The sequence below is a fragment of the Spartinivicinus poritis genome (genome assembly GCF_028858535.1).
Taxonomy (GTDB): Bacteria; Pseudomonadota; Gammaproteobacteria; order Pseudomonadales; family Zooshikellaceae; genus Spartinivicinus; species Spartinivicinus poritis.
The window spans coordinates 19,500-35,060 of the sequence record NZ_JAPMOU010000008.1 but is presented as its reverse complement, the minus strand read 5'-3'; the positions used below and the strand labels follow the sequence as shown (position 1 = coordinate 35,060).

16 protein-coding genes are annotated in these 15,561 nt (G+C 43.2%); 9 read left to right on the top strand and 7 right to left on the bottom strand.

From position 1 onward, the window contains the following. Positions 1 to 43: 43 nt before the first annotated feature. The 4 genes from ORQ98_RS08400 (at position 44) to ORQ98_RS08385 (ending at position 4,776) form a co-directional block, all read left to right on the top strand. Complete coding sequence (locus tag ORQ98_RS08400; RefSeq protein WP_274688350.1) at positions 44 to 1,213, top strand: hypothetical protein; 1,170 nt, start codon at positions 44 to 46, stop codon at positions 1,211 to 1,213. Positions 1,214 to 1,336: 123 nt separating this feature from the next. Beyond that, on the top strand, positions 1,337 to 1,999 hold the full coding sequence (locus ORQ98_RS08395) for a DUF2959 family protein (RefSeq protein WP_274688349.1): 663 nt from the start codon (positions 1,337 to 1,339) through the stop codon (positions 1,997 to 1,999). Between the two features lie 70 nt (positions 2,000 to 2,069). Next, complete coding sequence (locus ORQ98_RS08390) at positions 2,070 to 2,558, top strand: LEA/WHy family protein (RefSeq protein WP_274688348.1); 489 nt, start codon at positions 2,070 to 2,072, stop codon at positions 2,556 to 2,558. Between the two features lie 334 nt (positions 2,559 to 2,892). Next, positions 2,893 to 4,776, top strand: coding sequence for a sbcc family protein (locus ORQ98_RS08385; protein ID WP_274688347.1), 1,884 nt, complete (start codon positions 2,893 to 2,895; stop codon positions 4,774 to 4,776). A gap of 15 nt (positions 4,777 to 4,791) precedes the next feature. Here ORQ98_RS08385 and ORQ98_RS08380 read toward each other — a convergent pair whose 3' ends face one another. Beyond that, positions 4,792 to 5,439 carry a SanA/YdcF family protein gene (locus ORQ98_RS08380; RefSeq protein WP_274688346.1) on the bottom strand — a complete coding sequence of 216 codons (648 nt, stop codon included), beginning with the start codon at positions 5,437 to 5,439 and terminating at the stop codon, positions 4,792 to 4,794. A gap of 196 nt (positions 5,440 to 5,635) precedes the next feature. On the opposite strand from ORQ98_RS08380, the gene trmJ reads away from it, so the two are divergent. The 3 genes from trmJ to ORQ98_RS08365 all read left to right on the top strand — a co-directional run bounded on the left by trmJ (position 5,636) and on the right by ORQ98_RS08365 (position 7,866). Beyond that, positions 5,636 to 6,415 (top strand): tRNA (cytosine(32)/uridine(32)-2'-O)-methyltransferase TrmJ, encoded by a 780-nt coding sequence (gene trmJ / locus ORQ98_RS08375; RefSeq protein WP_274688345.1) that lies wholly within the window; start codon positions 5,636 to 5,638, stop codon positions 6,413 to 6,415. A gap of 54 nt (positions 6,416 to 6,469) precedes the next feature. After that, on the top strand, positions 6,470 to 7,291 hold the full coding sequence (locus tag ORQ98_RS08370) for an alpha/beta fold hydrolase (RefSeq protein ID WP_274688344.1): 822 nt from the start codon (positions 6,470 to 6,472) through the stop codon (positions 7,289 to 7,291). Positions 7,292 to 7,425: 134 nt separating this feature from the next. Then, a complete protein-coding gene (locus ORQ98_RS08365; RefSeq protein ID WP_274688343.1) occupies positions 7,426 to 7,866 on the top strand; it encodes a DUF2489 domain-containing protein in 441 nt (146 codons plus the stop codon). Between the two features lie 107 nt (positions 7,867 to 7,973). Here the strand turns inward: ORQ98_RS08365 and ORQ98_RS08360 are convergent, their stop codons facing one another. The 4 genes from ORQ98_RS08360 to ORQ98_RS08345 all read right to left on the bottom strand — a co-directional run bounded on the left by ORQ98_RS08360 (position 7,974) and on the right by ORQ98_RS08345 (position 10,588). After that, entirely contained in the window at positions 7,974 to 8,729 is a 756-nt protein-coding gene (locus tag ORQ98_RS08360) for a DUF3379 family protein (protein ID WP_274688342.1), read from the bottom strand. Further along, positions 8,726 to 9,250, bottom strand: a complete 525-nt coding sequence (locus ORQ98_RS08355) for a sigma-70 family RNA polymerase sigma factor (protein ID WP_274688341.1) — start codon at positions 9,248 to 9,250, stop codon at positions 8,726 to 8,728. The genes ORQ98_RS08360 and ORQ98_RS08355 overlap by 4 nt, the downstream gene beginning before the upstream one ends. A 99-nt stretch (positions 9,251 to 9,349) precedes the next feature. Next, positions 9,350 to 9,808, bottom strand: a complete 459-nt coding sequence (locus ORQ98_RS08350; RefSeq protein ID WP_274688340.1) for an outer membrane lipoprotein — start codon at positions 9,806 to 9,808, stop codon at positions 9,350 to 9,352. Positions 9,809 to 10,108: 300 nt separating this feature from the next. Then, entirely contained in the window at positions 10,109 to 10,588 is a 480-nt protein-coding gene (locus tag ORQ98_RS08345; RefSeq protein WP_274688339.1) for a hypothetical protein, read from the bottom strand. Between the two features lie 258 nt (positions 10,589 to 10,846). Here ORQ98_RS08345 and ORQ98_RS08340 point away from each other — a divergent pair, with 258 nt between their 5' ends. Further along, the gene (locus ORQ98_RS08340; protein WP_274688338.1) at positions 10,847 to 11,152 is read left to right on the top strand and encodes a hypothetical protein; all 306 of its coding nucleotides are present in this window, start codon (positions 10,847 to 10,849) and stop codon (positions 11,150 to 11,152) included. 138 nt (positions 11,153 to 11,290) lie between these two features. Here ORQ98_RS08340 and ORQ98_RS08335 read toward each other — a convergent pair whose 3' ends face one another. Beyond that, a complete protein-coding gene (locus tag ORQ98_RS08335) occupies positions 11,291 to 12,451 on the bottom strand; it encodes a 1-acyl-sn-glycerol-3-phosphate acyltransferase (protein ID WP_274688337.1) in 1,161 nt (386 codons plus the stop codon). Between the two features lie 226 nt (positions 12,452 to 12,677). On the opposite strand from ORQ98_RS08335, the gene ORQ98_RS08330 reads away from it, so the two are divergent. Continuing rightward, positions 12,678 to 13,226, top strand: a complete 549-nt coding sequence (locus ORQ98_RS08330) for a tetratricopeptide repeat protein (protein ID WP_274688336.1) — start codon at positions 12,678 to 12,680, stop codon at positions 13,224 to 13,226. A gap of 65 nt (positions 13,227 to 13,291) precedes the next feature. On the opposite strand, the gene dinG is transcribed toward ORQ98_RS08330, so the two are convergent. Further along, complete coding sequence (gene dinG, locus ORQ98_RS08325; protein WP_274688335.1) at positions 13,292 to 15,484, bottom strand: ATP-dependent DNA helicase DinG; 2,193 nt, start codon at positions 15,482 to 15,484, stop codon at positions 13,292 to 13,294. Positions 15,485 to 15,561 lie beyond the last annotated feature (77 nt).

The window sequence follows — 15,561 nt, the reverse complement described above, 5'->3', positions numbered from 1 at the left end:
TCATCGAGTTATCTTAGGAATACTCTTTTTCACCTGGAGTTTAGTGGCTACAGCCTCAAAGAATAATCATTATTACTATGTTGACTATGAGGTTAATCTCCAGCCAGCAACCAAAACTGCACAAGTAGCTATTAAGCTGAATAAAAATGCCCAATTCATCCGCTCAATCCGGCTTAAAACTGATTCACAACGCTACCTTGACTTTAAAGGCTCAGGACAAGTAGAAGTAAAGGAAGACTTCGTGCTTTGGCAGCCCAATGGCAAACCAGGCTCCTTAACCTACACAGTTAAAATGAACCATCAGCGTAAGTCAGGTCGCTATGATTCAATCATTACTGATAGTTGGGCGCTGTTCAGAGGGTTCGATGTTATTCCACAACTCCGTATCGACATGCAGGATGGCACCGAGTCTAAGGCAAAGCTTCACTTTAAAATGCCAAAAGGCTGGTCAATTGCCACTCCCTATATTCGCTATACCAGCGGCGCTTATAAAGTAGACCACCCTAAGAGTGCGTTTGACCGGCCAAAAGGATGGATAGTCGCAGGTGATATAGGGGTTAAACGAGAAACGATTAAAGGCATTAAAGTAGCTGTGGGCGCCCCGAAAAAACAGTCTGCTCGACGACTCGATATTTTAGCCTTACTGAATTGGAACCTGCCTGTTTTTCTCGATATATTTCCTGACTTTCCGAAACGCATTAATATTGTCAGTGCTAATGACCCAATGTGGCGAGGTGCTCTATCTGGCCCCAGCTCTTTGTTTCTTCATGCAGACAGACCACTAATCACCGAAGATGGCACCAGTCCTCCCATTCACGAGCTGATTCATGTTGCAATGTCAGCTCGTGCAGAGCCTGGTCATGACTGGTTAGTTGAAGGGCTTGCGGAATACTACTCGCTAGAAATAATGCGTCGATCAGGCACCATTACTCAGGAACGTTTTGAAAAATCCATTAAAGAGCAAGTCAGTAGAGGAAAAAAAATATCCAAACTAAAAGTAGATCGCTCTTACGGTCCAATCACAGCCAAAGCAGTTGGTATTTTATATAAAGTTGATCAAGAGATTCGTCAGCGAACCCACAATAAAGCCAGCTTAGATAATGTGATTAGATTATTAGCCAACCCTAACGTGCCTATCACCCTACAAGAAGCACAAAGAATTACCGAAAAGCTAGTCGGTGCTCCCCTAGAGTCCTTACAAAATATTCGATAACTGCCGTGCAACACCTCCTATCAAGCCTAACAGCCAACAGGGTCAAACATTGATCTCGTTGGCTTTGCGCTATAACTTCAGCCATAATGCAAACTTGTGTTTCCTGTTTGCTATGAGGCTAGAATGAAATTATTTGTTCCCGTCCGTTCGCTCTTCCTGCTGTTATTAACACTTGGCTTACTATCTGGTTGCCAAACCGCCTATTATGCTTCCATGGAAAAGCTTGGCTACCACAAGCGAGATATTTTAATTAATCGCGTAGAAGACACACAAAAAGCTCAACAAGAAACACAGCAGCAGTTTAAGGATGCTTTGGAGCAGTTTAAAGCAGTGGTTCAGTTTGATGGTGGTAACCTTCAGGAGACCTATGACAAGCTCAACACCGAATACGAAGATAGCAAAACCACAGCTGATAACTTACGTGGCCATATAGAGAAAGTAGAAGGTGTGGCAGAAGCACTGTTTGAAGAATGGGAAGAGGAGCTGGCACTATACTCCAACGCCACGTTAAAAAGAGACAGTGCCCGCAAGTTGCAAGAAACTAAACGACAGTATAAAAAACTGATTGCCTCTATGTGGCGCGCTGAAAAAACCATCGCCCCCGTATTAACCACCTTGCATGACCAGGTTTTGTACTTAAAGCACAATTTAAATGCCCGAGCAATTGCCGCTTTACGAGGTGAATTAAAAACCGTACAAAAAGACGTAGATCGGCTATTAAGTTCAATGCAGCAAGCCATTCGAGAGTCTCAGGTATTTATCCAGCAAATGCGGCGAAGTCAGTAGGATACCGATAAACATTCTCTTTTTTAAAAGGTACCAGAGAGTAATCCTATTGCTAATCCAGAGGTTTTTTATGTTGAATCGAGCGGCTTGTTTTCGCTACCTTGCTTTTTTTCGCTATATTATTATCTCCACTTTCACTCTATGGTTAGCAGGCTGCGCTACATTAGCGCCAAACTATGAAAAACCCAAAATCCACATCACCTCTATCCAAGTACTAGAGCCAGATGGATTCACCCAAAAGTTTTCTGTGGGCTTACGACTGATTAACCCTAACAGCACATCCTTACAGCTAAGCGGAATGTTCTACAGTATTAGCCTTGAAGGCTTTGAAGTCATTTCAGGTGTTACTAATCAAATTCCTAGTGTTCCTGGCTATAGCAGCACAGACTTTACTGTAGAAACATCAACTAACCTGATCAACAGCATTCGGTTTATTAATGATGTCTTACAGCACCCCAAAAAACAGCTGAATTATGAGTTAAAAGCAAAAATGCAAGGTAGCAATTTATTTAGCTCTACCACAGTTGTCGAAACAGGACAGATTCAACTTAACCATTAAAGAACCTGTGACAAAAACCAGCGGGTATATTGTTTTAACCCGCTATAGCTCCACACCCATCAAACCAAAGAAGGCTTCCATTACCTAGCTGCGGGAATACGACTGAAAATAGGTAACTCTACTACTTTTTAAATATAAATAATTTCATAGACTAGCGGCCGAGCAAACCTACCCGTATAACAATACGCAAGTACCCATTTGCCACCGGCTTGCTGCGAGTAAAAGCTCATCTGACTAGCCCATTTAGTATGGAAAACTATCAGAGGATAAATACTTACAGCAGCAGGCCCCTAAGCAATAATTAAAAATAGTACAAAGTAGTTTATAACCAATCATGTGGCAGCGTAAAACACCAAAGAACAACGGTAATAGTCCACCCGTTCAGCTAACCAATCGGCCTCGTCACTGGTTAGAGCGGTTACATATCAAAACCCAGGATGAGCCCTGGGGAATCACTATGGTCAGTTTTGCCTGGACGGCTGGCCCTGTCACTTATCTAGCAGCTCTGGCCGGTTACTATGCTGGCTATGGTGCGTGGATGCCCATTGATAAAGGCATCTATTTTGTCGGCTATTCAGTAGTCGCCGGTATTTTAGGTATTTTATCCAAATACCTGTATCACCTGACCACAGGCAGTAAGCTAAAGCAGCAACAAAAGGCAATCAAACAAGCAATTGCGTCACTGCCCCCCCTGGTATGGCAGGTAAGAGACCTGTCGTTAGCCAGTCTTACTGAAGAAGCCAGAAAGTATCAGGCAGCAAGCTATTTACTCCAACAGGCAAACTTGGGTGCTGAAGGCATTGAAGTGGCTGTTTATGAGTTGACCGAAGACCATCAACTAGCTTTACACGCAAAACGAATTGAAGTGCTACGACAGGCTGGTTTGTTTTCACGCATGGAAGACTTGATTCAGCAAGTAACAGTCCAGGCAAATGAAGCAAACGAAAAATTACGGGCCAACTACCCACAACTCGCTGATCAGCTATTTGAGCGGCTGAAAGGTATCGCTCCCAGCCCCGAGCTTGGTCGGCAACGCTCTCCCTTATTTATTGAAAGGATATTATCTGCCATTGAGCAGGATAACTATGAGCTGATGACACTCGCTGATACTGAAGAGCTATTTACCTTGGCACTTGAGCTGCTTTGTGATCGGGAAATCAGCTACCTAAAAATTGAGTATCAAGGTACCCAAGATATTGCAAAAGCCATTTCTCGCTTAGAAGAAGAGCGCAATGATTACCGAATTAGCCGGGCTAAAGTACTCAGCCGCCTCAAAGCATTAACCAGCTATCTAAGCTTATGTAATGTCAACGAGGATATTCATTCAGACGAAGGGCTAACCGCTCAGGCACTGCTCACTTCAGCGATTAATGGCATTGAGCAACTTGCGAAAGAGGTCAATAGCAACCGGCAACTGACTGATCGTCATATTAAGTACACATTAAACTTACAGGAACGAACCAAACAGCTAGAGTCAGCCTTAGAGCTATATGAGCAGGCTCGCAAAGCCTATTTAAAACTAGGAAGAGACTTAGTACATTTCCGTCGAGCATTACAGCGTTGGCAACATATTACTCAGAAAAAACAACAAATGTTGACTAATGTCGGTGGCTTAAAGCGCAATATTGTATTTACTGAGCAATCTATCAAACTGGATTTAGATGAAAAGGCTGCATTAGCTAAAATCCTTAATTTATTACTGAAAGAAACCAAGCTTGCTTTAAATCAATCGCCTAAACAAGATACCACAGCCAAACAATTACCTTTACTCAAGGTGAAAGAACTAGCAGTAGAACTGACAATTATGCTGGATAAATTTACTAAGCTGCACTCTCCCAAAATTCAGCGTGCAATCTACAGTTCCCATGCCATGTTAATTGATGCGTTGGAACCTGACGCCAGCGTACAAGAGCGCGTCACTGAAGCCAAAGCCCTAGCAGAAGATGTACAAAATAATTTATCAGCAGCTGCTGAACGCCTAGCGCAAAACCTGATCCGCTTTTACCGGGTACCACTGACCAATGAAATTATTGATTTTCTGGTTTCACAATATGATGCAAATCAAGAGCGCCTGAATTTTATTGCTGAAAATGAAGTGCCCTATAGCGCTAACTTTAATAATTTAAATACCCCTGCGATTCAAATACCAGAGGCAAAAAACCGTTGGAAGATTATATTGTTTAATGCTAAGCGGACGTTATCTCTTTACGCATATTAGCATGAGAGGTGCCCATTACACCCCGGCCAAAAACTCCAAGGTTTCCTTATCGCCTAGATATTTTGGTGAGCGGTTGATTATTTTTACATCTAACCAGGCGGATAATCTGGCCAATACTTCTCGGCTGCGCACTTTCAAGTGCCAGCGCCAGACAGCCACATCCGCCGCTGCATACCCCACTGCATCCAACTGGTAATGATCAGCAATAAATAAAGCCCTTTCAACATGAAAGGGTTGAGATACAATCACTAGCTTATTTAGGCCAAACACCTGCTTGGCTCGTACCACTGAGTCTAAGGTACGGAATCCAGCAAAATCCAACCCAATCCGTTCAGCGGGAACACCTCTGGCGACTAAGTCTGCTTTTATCATTTCCGGTTCGTTATAATCCTGTCGAGAATTATCACCACTGACCAGAAAGCCTTTCACCTTACCTGATTGATATAACTCAACTGCCGCATCAATTCTAGCGTTATAAAATAAATTGGGTTGTCCTCGAAAATACTTAGCAGTACCTAATAACAAAGCTACCGATTGGCCAGGTAACTGTTCTGGCTGCATGAATAAACGCCCTTTTGCCTGCCAGCTAATGTATCGATCAATACTTAACAACATGCACATCATCAGTATGCCTAACCAGAACAACCGCTTGAATATTTTCACTTCTTCACCCTTATCCGAATGATGGAGGCTATCGCAAAAGCTAGATGGAATAGCCCGTTACTCCATATCAAACACTAAGGCTATTTCTGCCTCCTTTTACCCTTCTTTGAAGAGTATCCTGGAAAAAAATATATGGTCAGCAACCTACATTGAAACTTGGTATAATAGGCCAAAACGTTAGGTATATGTAGTTAGCATGTTAGAAAACATTCGCATTGTTTTAATTAATACATTTCATCCCGGCAATATTGGCTCCGCCGCCCGTGCAATGAAAAATATGGGGTTATCACAACTCTATCTGGTAGATCCCCAGCAGTTTCCAGCCACAGACGCCACGGCAATGGCAGCAGGTGCCAAAGACGTGTTAGCCAATGCAGTCATTACGCAAACCCTGGCAGAAGCGATTCAAGACTGCTCATTAGTCATTGGCACCAGTGCACGCCAACGCACCCACAGCTGGCCAATGCTCAGTGCCCGAGAGTGTGGCGAAAAAGTAATCGCTGAAGTACCCCAGCAACAAGTTGCATTAGTATTCGGCCGTGAAACCATGGGGTTACACAACGAAGAGCTACAGCAGTGTAATTACCATGCGTATATCCCTGCCAACCCAGAATACCCTGTACTCAACCTGGCAACCGCCGTTCAGACCATCAGCTATGAAATTTACCAAGCTTATCTTGCTGCCCAGCAATACCCTGATGATAACCCCACTATAAATGAGCCTACTCACCCCAGTAGTCAGCAAATGGAGTATTTTTACCAACACCTAGAGCAAGTACTAGCCGATACGGGTTTTATTATTAAACAACACCCAGGCCAAACCATGCTGAAATTACGCCGCCTATTTAACCGGGCAAGGCCAGAGCGGCAGGAGCTTAGTATTCTTAGAGGGATTTTAAGTAGTATTGAGAAGCCACAAGCAAAAGAGCCTGCAGAAAAAAGTTTACCAGAAGAAACACAACCAAAGGATAGTTAGCGCTTTTATCAAGTACTACGATAAAAAATAATACTTCAAGGATGAAGCAATCCCATGCCCTTTATCACCGTTAACCAACAACAGCTGTATTATGAAATACAAGGCTCAGGAGAGCCTGTCATACTTCTCCATGGCCTGGGTTCAAGTAGTCAAGACTGGTCTTATCAGGTACCAGCACTACAAAACGACTACCAGGTGATTACACTTGACTTGAGAGGCCACGGCCAATCCAGTAAGCCGCCAGGCCCCTATAGCATTAAAATGCTAGCAGATGACGTAAGTTGTTTAGCAAAGCAGTTTGGTTTTCATCAATACCATCTGATTGGCATTTCCATGGGAGGAATGATTGCCTTTCAATTAGCAGTCGATCAGCCTCAGCAGATACTGTCATTATCGATCATTAACAGTGGCCCTCACCTTATTGCCCACTCTTGGAAAATTCGCTGCTTGATATACCAGCGGCTACTCATTACTCAGCTATTGGGTATGCGAATTACAGGCAAGCTTATTATGCGAAAACTGTTTCCTAAACCAGAACAGCATAGACTTAGACAGCAAGGAGTTGAAAAATGGGCAACGAATGATAAAGCAGCCTATGTGAATGCATTTAAAGCCCTTATTAACTGGTCAGTTCAGATCCCTCTCGATAATATCAAGTGCCCCTGCTTAATTTTAACGGGTGATCGAGACTATACCCCCATCAGCTATAAAGCAGACTATTGTCAGCAATTAACTAATGCCAAACTGGTGGTGGTTGAAGACTCTGGCCATGCATCTCCATTAGACCAGCCAGCCCAAGTCAACCAAGCGTTATTAAACTTTCTTAACCAATATGATGCTGCTAGACACGATAAATCTACGGCAAAGAGCGCTTGACTGAAACACATTAGAGGTGCCCTTAAACTGCCCTTTCATGTTGATTCATGCTAACCTAGTGCAGCACCCTATAAAAAGTGTTTCTTAGCCAAAACCACGCCATTTCACGATCTACGACATAAGTTTACTATCGCATGCTGTATACAAATATTTTTCTTATTTTTGGCATATTGATTATCTTAGGGCTTAGTGCATGGGCAGTTATTTTATGGCGTGAGGTATTCGCGAATCAGGCTAAATTAAAACAGTTTGAAAAACAACAAAAAGACTTTCTTGCTTCTAGTGTAAAAATTCTGGCATTAGCTATTGCTAACGACCAACTTGACCTCACAGAAGGGGCCATTCGTCTCAAAATCCTTCTGGATAACATTGATGTTAACTTAGTGAAACAACCCGATTTAGCTGTATTTGATACTATTTATAACGCCACTAAACACATGGCGACCCATGATGCTCGTGAAGCAATGCAACTGAGTTTAAAGATCCAGCAGGATTCAGAACGAACAGACCTAGAAGAGCAGTATGGAGAAGCAATAAAAGCTGCTGCGAAAAAATTACTATCAACTCGGTTTTAGCAGGGCCTGATACAAATTTATTACATTTAACTAGTGGTATACCGCAACTGGCTTCTGATAACAGAAGCCAGTTGTTAGACTTTCAGCCTTTTATATTTGAAACACTTCTATATTTGAAGTACATCAACTGACTGCATCACTTGCTGCTGAATAGGCTCCATATTAAGTGATTTAGGCCCAATAAACGCAACACTTCCTTGCTTCATATTGTTTAAAGCCACTTGCCATTGTTTAGCTTCCTCAGCAAACTCATCACCAAACTGTTTGTGTGGCATTAATAATACAGTCACAGGTCCTTTATCAGTTTTCACCACCAAATGCGCCACCATTTTGTCTTCAATGACACAATTTGCAGCATAAGTGACGTTAGCCAGCTCAGCCATGGCTTTAATCCCTACATTATTTAAGGTAAAGCCCACACGACCAACAGGGATAGGCTCCTCTAAAACTAAAGAATGGGCTTCATGCTCCATATGTTGAACAAACATTTCTGTCAGCTGTTGCTGTTCAGAGTTCAAATGAGCCTGCCAGAATACCACTCCCATCATCACTGAAGCGGCTACCGCAAAGCCTCCAATAAACTGACGAAAAGTTTTACTTTTACTTTTTAGAGGAACAATTGTTGGCTCCGTTTCTGTGACTTCCTGATCAGACGTTTGATCAAAGCTGCACTGAAGCATAATTTTTGCTGCCAAATCATCCGGTACTGGCACTGCAAGCGCTTCCATTAACAGTGCTTCTTGCTCTTGCAGCTGGGTATAGTAACGCAGACACTCCTTACACTGTTGCTTATGTTCAGCTAGAGCTGGTGAGAGTTGCTGTGGTTCTTCCAAGACTACTCGCCGAAATTCTAAGCAGTTCATACTCCTACACCTCGTGAATATCCTTGCTCATCATTACCACCTAACATTGCTTGCAACTGCTGCCGAGCACGGCGTAACCGGGTTGCCACGGTATTTGAGGGAATCTCCAGCGCTGTTGCAATTTCATCCTGGGAGTAACCTAACACCAACTGCATTACTATCGGTTCACGATATTTCTCAGAAAGCCGCCCCATACAATTTCTGAGTGTTTCCAAATTAGTAGAAAAAGCATAGTGGCCACTGTTATCAGGTAGCTCGTCCGTTTCTATATCAGAATATTCCAGTGATTTACGCTGAAAACGACGGGCATTCTCTCGCCGTAATATTGTAATTAACCACGACTTTGCCGCATCAACGTTCTGTAAGCTATCTAACGCTCGCCATGCTCTCATAAAAGTCTCTTGCACTAAGTCTTCGGCAACGGATTCATCATTTGTCAGCCAATACGCATAACGATACAAAGGCTTGTGGTAGGCCTCCACCAAAGCCTGAAACTGCTGGTCCTTATTCTTCATATACAAATAGACCTGTCTAGGAAGCAAAAACTTTCATTATAGCTAGTGGCACATGTGCAAAATAAGCTAATAGCACCACTAGAGAGTATGGTTAGCGCTTAGGCTTTATTGAACAACGCGAGAAACGCCATTTTGAGTTAAGATTCGAACTCGATCACCTGGACGGAACCGCACATTAGGAGATACCTGCTGGACAACTGAAACATAAGAGCCATCATATAGTTCAACTGTTAGTTGAACCCCTTGTGAGCGGGTGTATGCTTCTTCCGCTTTGCCACCGAGTAAACCGCCTGCTACCGCACCAGCAATAGCGGCAATATCGCTACCACGTCCACCACCAACAGTTGAACCAGCAATACCACCGGCAGCCGCACCAGCAATAGCGCCAACCCCACTTTTAGTGCCTTCAATCTGCACCAGCTTCACGTCAATCACTGTTCCCATCTTTACTGTCTGTAACTGTCTTACTTCGTTTCTTGAGTAAGACTCTCCTGACAGATTTGATACACATCCTGTCAGCACCAAGAAAAAACCAGACATAATACAAGCTATTACATATCTCATCACAAAATACCTTTCTTGCTACTTTATCACTAGACTTACTAGCCTCATCAGCATCAGCAGCATTACCAACAAACGGGTGAGCAACCGAACACTTTTAATAGAGTTAGACTTTGCTTACCGCAAAATACTCTATGACAAAGTAAGAAATTATGCTGATAACTTCTTTTTATTATTGCTTGAGAAAAAAACTATAGCCATTGAAAAATTATCTGCACTTGTAACAACATTTTCTAGATCGGCTTACTTTAAAAACAAGCAACCAAATGCCAAGTACAGATAATTAATGTAACAGCTGGGTATTTAGTGATAGGTAGGAACTATTTCCGACTGGTCATAATGGTCACTGGCTTGCTGCCAAGGTGCATCCATTATTGAGTTGACAGGGTATTTTGACAACTCAGTAAACTCTTGAGCAGCCTTTTCAAGTTGAATGATCGCCTGCTGTCTCAGGCAAGGCGTTATATTAGTTGCACTGATCAAGCGTTGTAGGGATTGCCAGGCACACTGATAGTAATAGTCAGCCACTTCACTATCTCCCATCATATTGTGGGTATCGGCCAGATTACAGCAAGCAATTAAAAACTGTTGCACCACTTGTTCTGCTGGCTGCTCTGCTAGTTGTTCAACAAAAGCAGGTATTGCTTGAGCTTTATTTAGGGCAACTTCAGCTAAATTAAGCGCTTGCTGAAAACGCTCTTTTGCCAATAAATATTGCTCCTGCTGAAATGCTTCTCCACCTCGGTGAATCAGCTCCCGCCACATAACGGCATTACTATACATAACCCGTTAGCCTCACTTGAATGAATAAAATCACATAATTAGCGTGTATATTAGAAGCACATCTCATCCCAAAGTTCAGCAGGAAAAACAGACAATTTGCTTCCTGCCTCACGCACTTATTGTGAACAAGCAAGCATCAATAAAAACAATTCCCTATTGAGTTGTTTTGTTAAGCCTTTACAATACTGGCTTTTTTTTACCCAATTTCAGTAATTTTATTTGCCCAAGCGGGCCATGCCAGTATTTAAAGGAGTATTCATGCCTATTGCCCAAACAGCCTGGGAGTACATCAGTCTTAACCCACAACAAAGTTTATTTATTCTGGCAACCATATACGGAATTCTCGGCGGGTTATTGAGTTTAAGTGTGCGAATTCGTGCCAATACCCGCTTGGCATCTGTCACTCCTATGGTAACTAGCCATGAAGAACACCTACCGATCTCTAGTCATTTTGATTGCAGCACGATTCAACACACCTGGAACCGCTTATTTTCAGGGACGGCCTTGTTTTGTGGCATCATGGCTGGTGGCTCAATACTCGTAGGACTCTGCTTTTTTAGCTAATAATAAGCTGGGTGACTGTTATGAAAGGATTGTTACTTTGTAGCAACCTTCTTGTATGACTAAAAAAATAATCGCAAGTAGAATAGGCCCTAAGCACAAAGCCATGAGTTAGGGCCGAAAAGTCTATTTTTAAGCAGCTTAACTTTTCTGCAGCTTTAATTTATTAATGACGGGGTTTGCGTACATCCGCAGCAACCATGGACGCCAAGCATCGGTACAACTAGCCAAACGCTCTTCAAAACGCTGACGTCGTGCCGCTAAATCAATATTGGGAAACTCTGCCCGTATCTTGTCCCAGTCAAGAGGCTGCTGTGCTTCTTCTAGTTTTTCATAAGCAAAGTAGTTGGCTGGATAGAGCCGATAATGGGTTAGGATTTGCCTATCCATTGCATCAACTACCTGCTGTGGGGTATCAAGCTGTCCAGTGAGTGGCTCACCGAAAGCAATATGGACATGTCCTTTGAAGCCACGAATACCTTTGACAATACTTTGCACATCTTCATTATCAGCTTTTTGGTAATGGCCATCACGCTCAGTCTGATATAACTCTCTTGCCTTTAACCAATCACAAGGGTCATACTCATAAGAGATAGCCACAGGTACAAGATTCAGATTATTAATAAAATCACTAAAACTGATGTCTTTACCTCGCTGGCTAAGCTGCAGCATTTTGATAATGGCGGCTTCAGAAAAATCATTGCCATCTTTCGCCCGACCTTCCCGTTGCGCAATCCAGATTGACTCATTTTCAGCTAGCGAATCATTGATATAACTGGAAAGTTGCTGATAAGCAGCCAGCTTTTCTCGCTTACCCTGTACAGAACGACGCACAATAAAGCTCTTATTTAACCGCATTAAGTCACTGACAAAGGGGCGAGTTAACAGGTTATCACCAATTGCCAAACGGGGTGTCTTAATATTGTTATGGTATAAAGCAAAATTCACAAATGCCGGATCAAGCACAATATCTCGATGGTTGCTGATAAATAAATAGCTTTGCTGTTGTTTATTTAATTTTTCAGCACCGGAGAAAGTCACATCAGTAGTGGTTAAATGAATGACTCGATCTACATATTTTTCTACAACATCTTGCAAACTGGTAACATCATTTACCGACTTCAGCTCCCTACGTAATAACCAGCGCAGGCAAGGGTTAATCACAGGACCCAGCTTAGTTGCCAGTTTACCCAGCCTAAACTTTGCCATTGATTCAAGAAAGCCGTCATCGTAAAGCAGGCGATCAACAACTTCTCTCACTTCATGATCGTGGTAAGGTCTAATCTCTTCGTATTTATCCATACACACTCTAAGGTAGTTCGCTACGGTTAATTCTGGCGGCAAATCCTAGCACAGTTTTATCCAAATCGTTTATCCAAATCGGTATTTACAAACCAAGCAGGTCAAAACTGTGTCCTTGGCCAAAACAAGTCAATGCTTGCAAATAGCGCTTCCTAGCAATAGCATTTAAACAGCGGCCCACTTAAGGCTCTCCTCTTTTGCATAGATAGTTTTTCAAGGACATCAAGTGAAAGCTCAATTTTTTGCTATTGTTTTACTTAGTTTATTATTTCCTAGCTTAGTAGCAGCCAACCCCAAAATCACAACACTTGAAACCTCTGCCAATGCGGGAAACGTCAATGCACAGCTTGATCTTGCCAAAGCATACTACTATGGTCGTGATATCCAGCAAGATTACCCAACTGCAATCAAGTGGTTAAAACAGGCTTTAAGGTCAGATAACCCTCAGGCAAAAACCCTGATGGGGCTAGCGCTCACATCTGGTCATGGTGTTAAAAAAAACCTAGAACAAGCCTTCCAACTGTTTGCAGAAGCCTCTCGTAGTAAAGATGGTGAAGCACAATATTACCTAGGCCGGGCTTACTTAAAAGGTAAAGGTACCGATGCCAACATTATATCTGCCTATATCTGGCTCACCTTATCTAGTCATCAGTCCCACACTAAGCAACTTGAAGCCAAGCAAACTCAACAAGAAGTTGCCAAGCTCATGACCCCTGCTCAACTAAACAATGCCAATATTTTAGTTGAGCAGTTTAAAAGCATGTACGAACAATAAATGGATAACCATTATCAATAGGAACAAACTACGCAGGTACTGTCCTGAGTAAGCTTTAATTGCATTTATTCAACTACTCGCATAAAAGGGGGCAGGCTATTTAGCAACATCGCCCCATAGCGCTGAGTTACCAAGCGTCGGTCTAATAGAGTGACTTGGCCATGGTCTGCTTCAGTTCTTAATAGACGACCACAGGCTTGCACTAGTTTAACAGCTGCATCAGGAATCGTAATTTCCATAAATGCGTTACGCCCCTGGTTTTCAATCCATTCTGCAAGTGCAGACTCTATCGGGTCATCTGGGGTAGCAAATGGGATTTTGGCAATAATCACATGCTGACAATACTCACCTGGCAAGTCGATGCCTTCTGCAAAACTGGCAAGACCAAAAATTACGCTTGATTGCTTCTTATCAATTGCCTGCTTGTGTCGTTTAATAATTTCATGCTTGGCCAAATCTCCCTGCATCATTACCAAACGCCGATCTTTGTCAGTTAGCCCATAGTAAACCGCTAACATTTGTTTACGGGAAGCAAATAACACCAGATTACCTGAATATTTGCTAATTAACGTCGGTAACTGTTGGATAATCTCTTCCGTATGGCCCTGCTGGTCTTTCGGCCCACTTTTCATTGCAGGCACCACTAGCTGGCCAGCAGTGGCATAGTCAAAAGGGCTGGGTACAACGAGTGTGGCACTGTTTTTGGGAATGCCAGCACGCATCCGAAATCGGTCAAAAGTCCCTAACGCCGTCAAAGTAGCAGAAGTTATCACAGCGGCATGCGCTCGATTCCACAACGATTGACGCAATGTTTCTGCGGCCAAAATAGGGCTTGAGGCTATCTCTACCTCTAGCCGTCCACCAATATCAATACCTATCAGCCACCGCGCCCAAGGCGGGCTGGTAGTTGGGTCAGTCGCGGCATAGCTCTGCCACAAGGCCAAGTTAGCCATTGACCGAGTTAAGTGCACCCCTACCAGAGGATACCACTGCTCAGCCTCTGGCTTATCTACCCCAGTTAACTTGCCATCAATGGCTTCTTTTAATAACTCAGCCACTTGGTCCAACACATCAGTTAATTGACTGAATTGCTGTTTAAGTTGTTCTGCCTGCGCTTTTAATAGTTCAGGGATCACCCCCATAGGAAATCGATAATTAATTGTCTGCTCTTGCTGTTGAGAGCCAGCGGCGGGTTTGCTTTTCTGATACCCAGTAGAGGCTTGATTATTGGTTGCTTGCTGAGTAAGCAGCTGTGCCAGCAACTGGTAACTCTCATCCAGTAACGTTTGTAGCTCAGGCGCTAACAGCCCAGCCTTTTCCATCAGTCGTCCAATTTCTCCTGGTAAAGCATGTTGCTGCAACCATTTGGCAAATTGTTTAGCCAAGCTATCTAACCATTGCCCAGTGGCTTTAATCCTTGCTCCATGGGAAAAGTGGTTAACCGCCTTATCCGGCAAGTGATGTCCTTCGTCGAAAATATAAATAGCATCCTTTGGCGCAGGTAAAACAGCCCCTCCTCCCAAAGCTAAATCAGCAAGTACTAAGTCATGGTTAGTAACAACTACATCAACTTTACCCAAGGCTTCTCGTGCTTTAAAAAATGCACATTGATTAAAAAACTCACAGCGCCGGTTGGTACACTGGTGATGATCGGTGGTTACCGCTCGCCAAATATCATCATCCACTGGCTGATGCCAATTATCACGGTCTCCATCCCATTTACCTGTTGCCAGCCGATTCAGCATGTCTTGGAAAATGGGTTGCTTGCTGTTGTTATCCAGCTCAACCTTGTAACCTTCTTCAGCAAACAGCTCAACAGTGCTCTGCATGTCCTCAGCGCTTTGCACTTGATAGTCCAACTTTGTTAAACACACATATCGCCCCCGACCTTTAGCCAGGCAAAAGTTAAATGACAAACCACTTTGTTGGCGAATTTGAGGGAGGTCTTTCAGGACAATTTGCTCTTGCAAAGCAACCGTTGCAGTGGAAATAATCAGGGTTTTTTCACTGTGTTGAGCAATAGGAATGGCCGCAACCGCATAGGCGACTGTTTTACCAGTACCTGTGCCCGCTTCCACGGCACAAACGGCAGGGTCCGATTCGCGGTTACCTTCATCATCGACTTGAACTGCGGCTAATGATTTTGCAATCTCAGCAATCATCAACTTTTGCCCATAGCGGGGCTTTAGCGACTGTTGCTCTAAAAACTGACTATAGGCACGCTGAATGGTTTGCTTGAGTTCTTTATTTAACATCATCACCCTCTTTTACTAGAAGGTGATGATACGTGATTTTGCAAAGGCTAAAAACAGCCCCTTCAATACTTATACTCTTC

Excerpts from the sequence above, each read along its gene's own strand:
- ORQ98_RS08365 (WP_274688343.1), top strand. The coding sequence starts at position 7,426 with ATGCTGTATACAAATATTTTTCTTATTTTTGGCATATTGATTATCTTA.
- ORQ98_RS08350 (WP_274688340.1), bottom strand. The coding sequence starts at position 9,808 with ATGAGATATGTAATAGCTTGTATTATGTCTGGTTTTTTCTTGGTGCTG.
- ORQ98_RS08335 (WP_274688337.1), bottom strand. The coding sequence starts at position 12,451 with ATGGATAAATACGAAGAGATTAGACCTTACCACGATCATGAAGTGAGA.
- ORQ98_RS08385 (WP_274688347.1), top strand. The coding sequence starts at position 2,893 with ATGTGGCAGCGTAAAACACCAAAGAACAACGGTAATAGTCCACCCGTT.
- dinG (WP_274688335.1), bottom strand. The coding sequence starts at position 15,484 with ATGATGTTAAATAAAGAACTCAAGCAAACCATTCAGCGTGCCTATAGT.
- trmJ (WP_274688345.1), top strand. The coding sequence starts at position 5,636 with ATGTTAGAAAACATTCGCATTGTTTTAATTAATACATTTCATCCCGGC.
- ORQ98_RS08395 (WP_274688349.1), top strand. The coding sequence starts at position 1,337 with ATGAAATTATTTGTTCCCGTCCGTTCGCTCTTCCTGCTGTTATTAACA.
- ORQ98_RS08390 (WP_274688348.1), top strand. The coding sequence starts at position 2,070 with ATGTTGAATCGAGCGGCTTGTTTTCGCTACCTTGCTTTTTTTCGCTAT.
- ORQ98_RS08340 (WP_274688338.1), top strand. The coding sequence starts at position 10,847 with ATGCCTATTGCCCAAACAGCCTGGGAGTACATCAGTCTTAACCCACAA.
- ORQ98_RS08360 (WP_274688342.1), bottom strand. The coding sequence starts at position 8,729 with ATGAACTGCTTAGAATTTCGGCGAGTAGTCTTGGAAGAACCACAGCAA.
- ORQ98_RS08345 (WP_274688339.1), bottom strand. The coding sequence starts at position 10,588 with ATGTATAGTAATGCCGTTATGTGGCGGGAGCTGATTCACCGAGGTGGA.
- ORQ98_RS08370 (WP_274688344.1), top strand. The coding sequence starts at position 6,470 with ATGCCCTTTATCACCGTTAACCAACAACAGCTGTATTATGAAATACAA.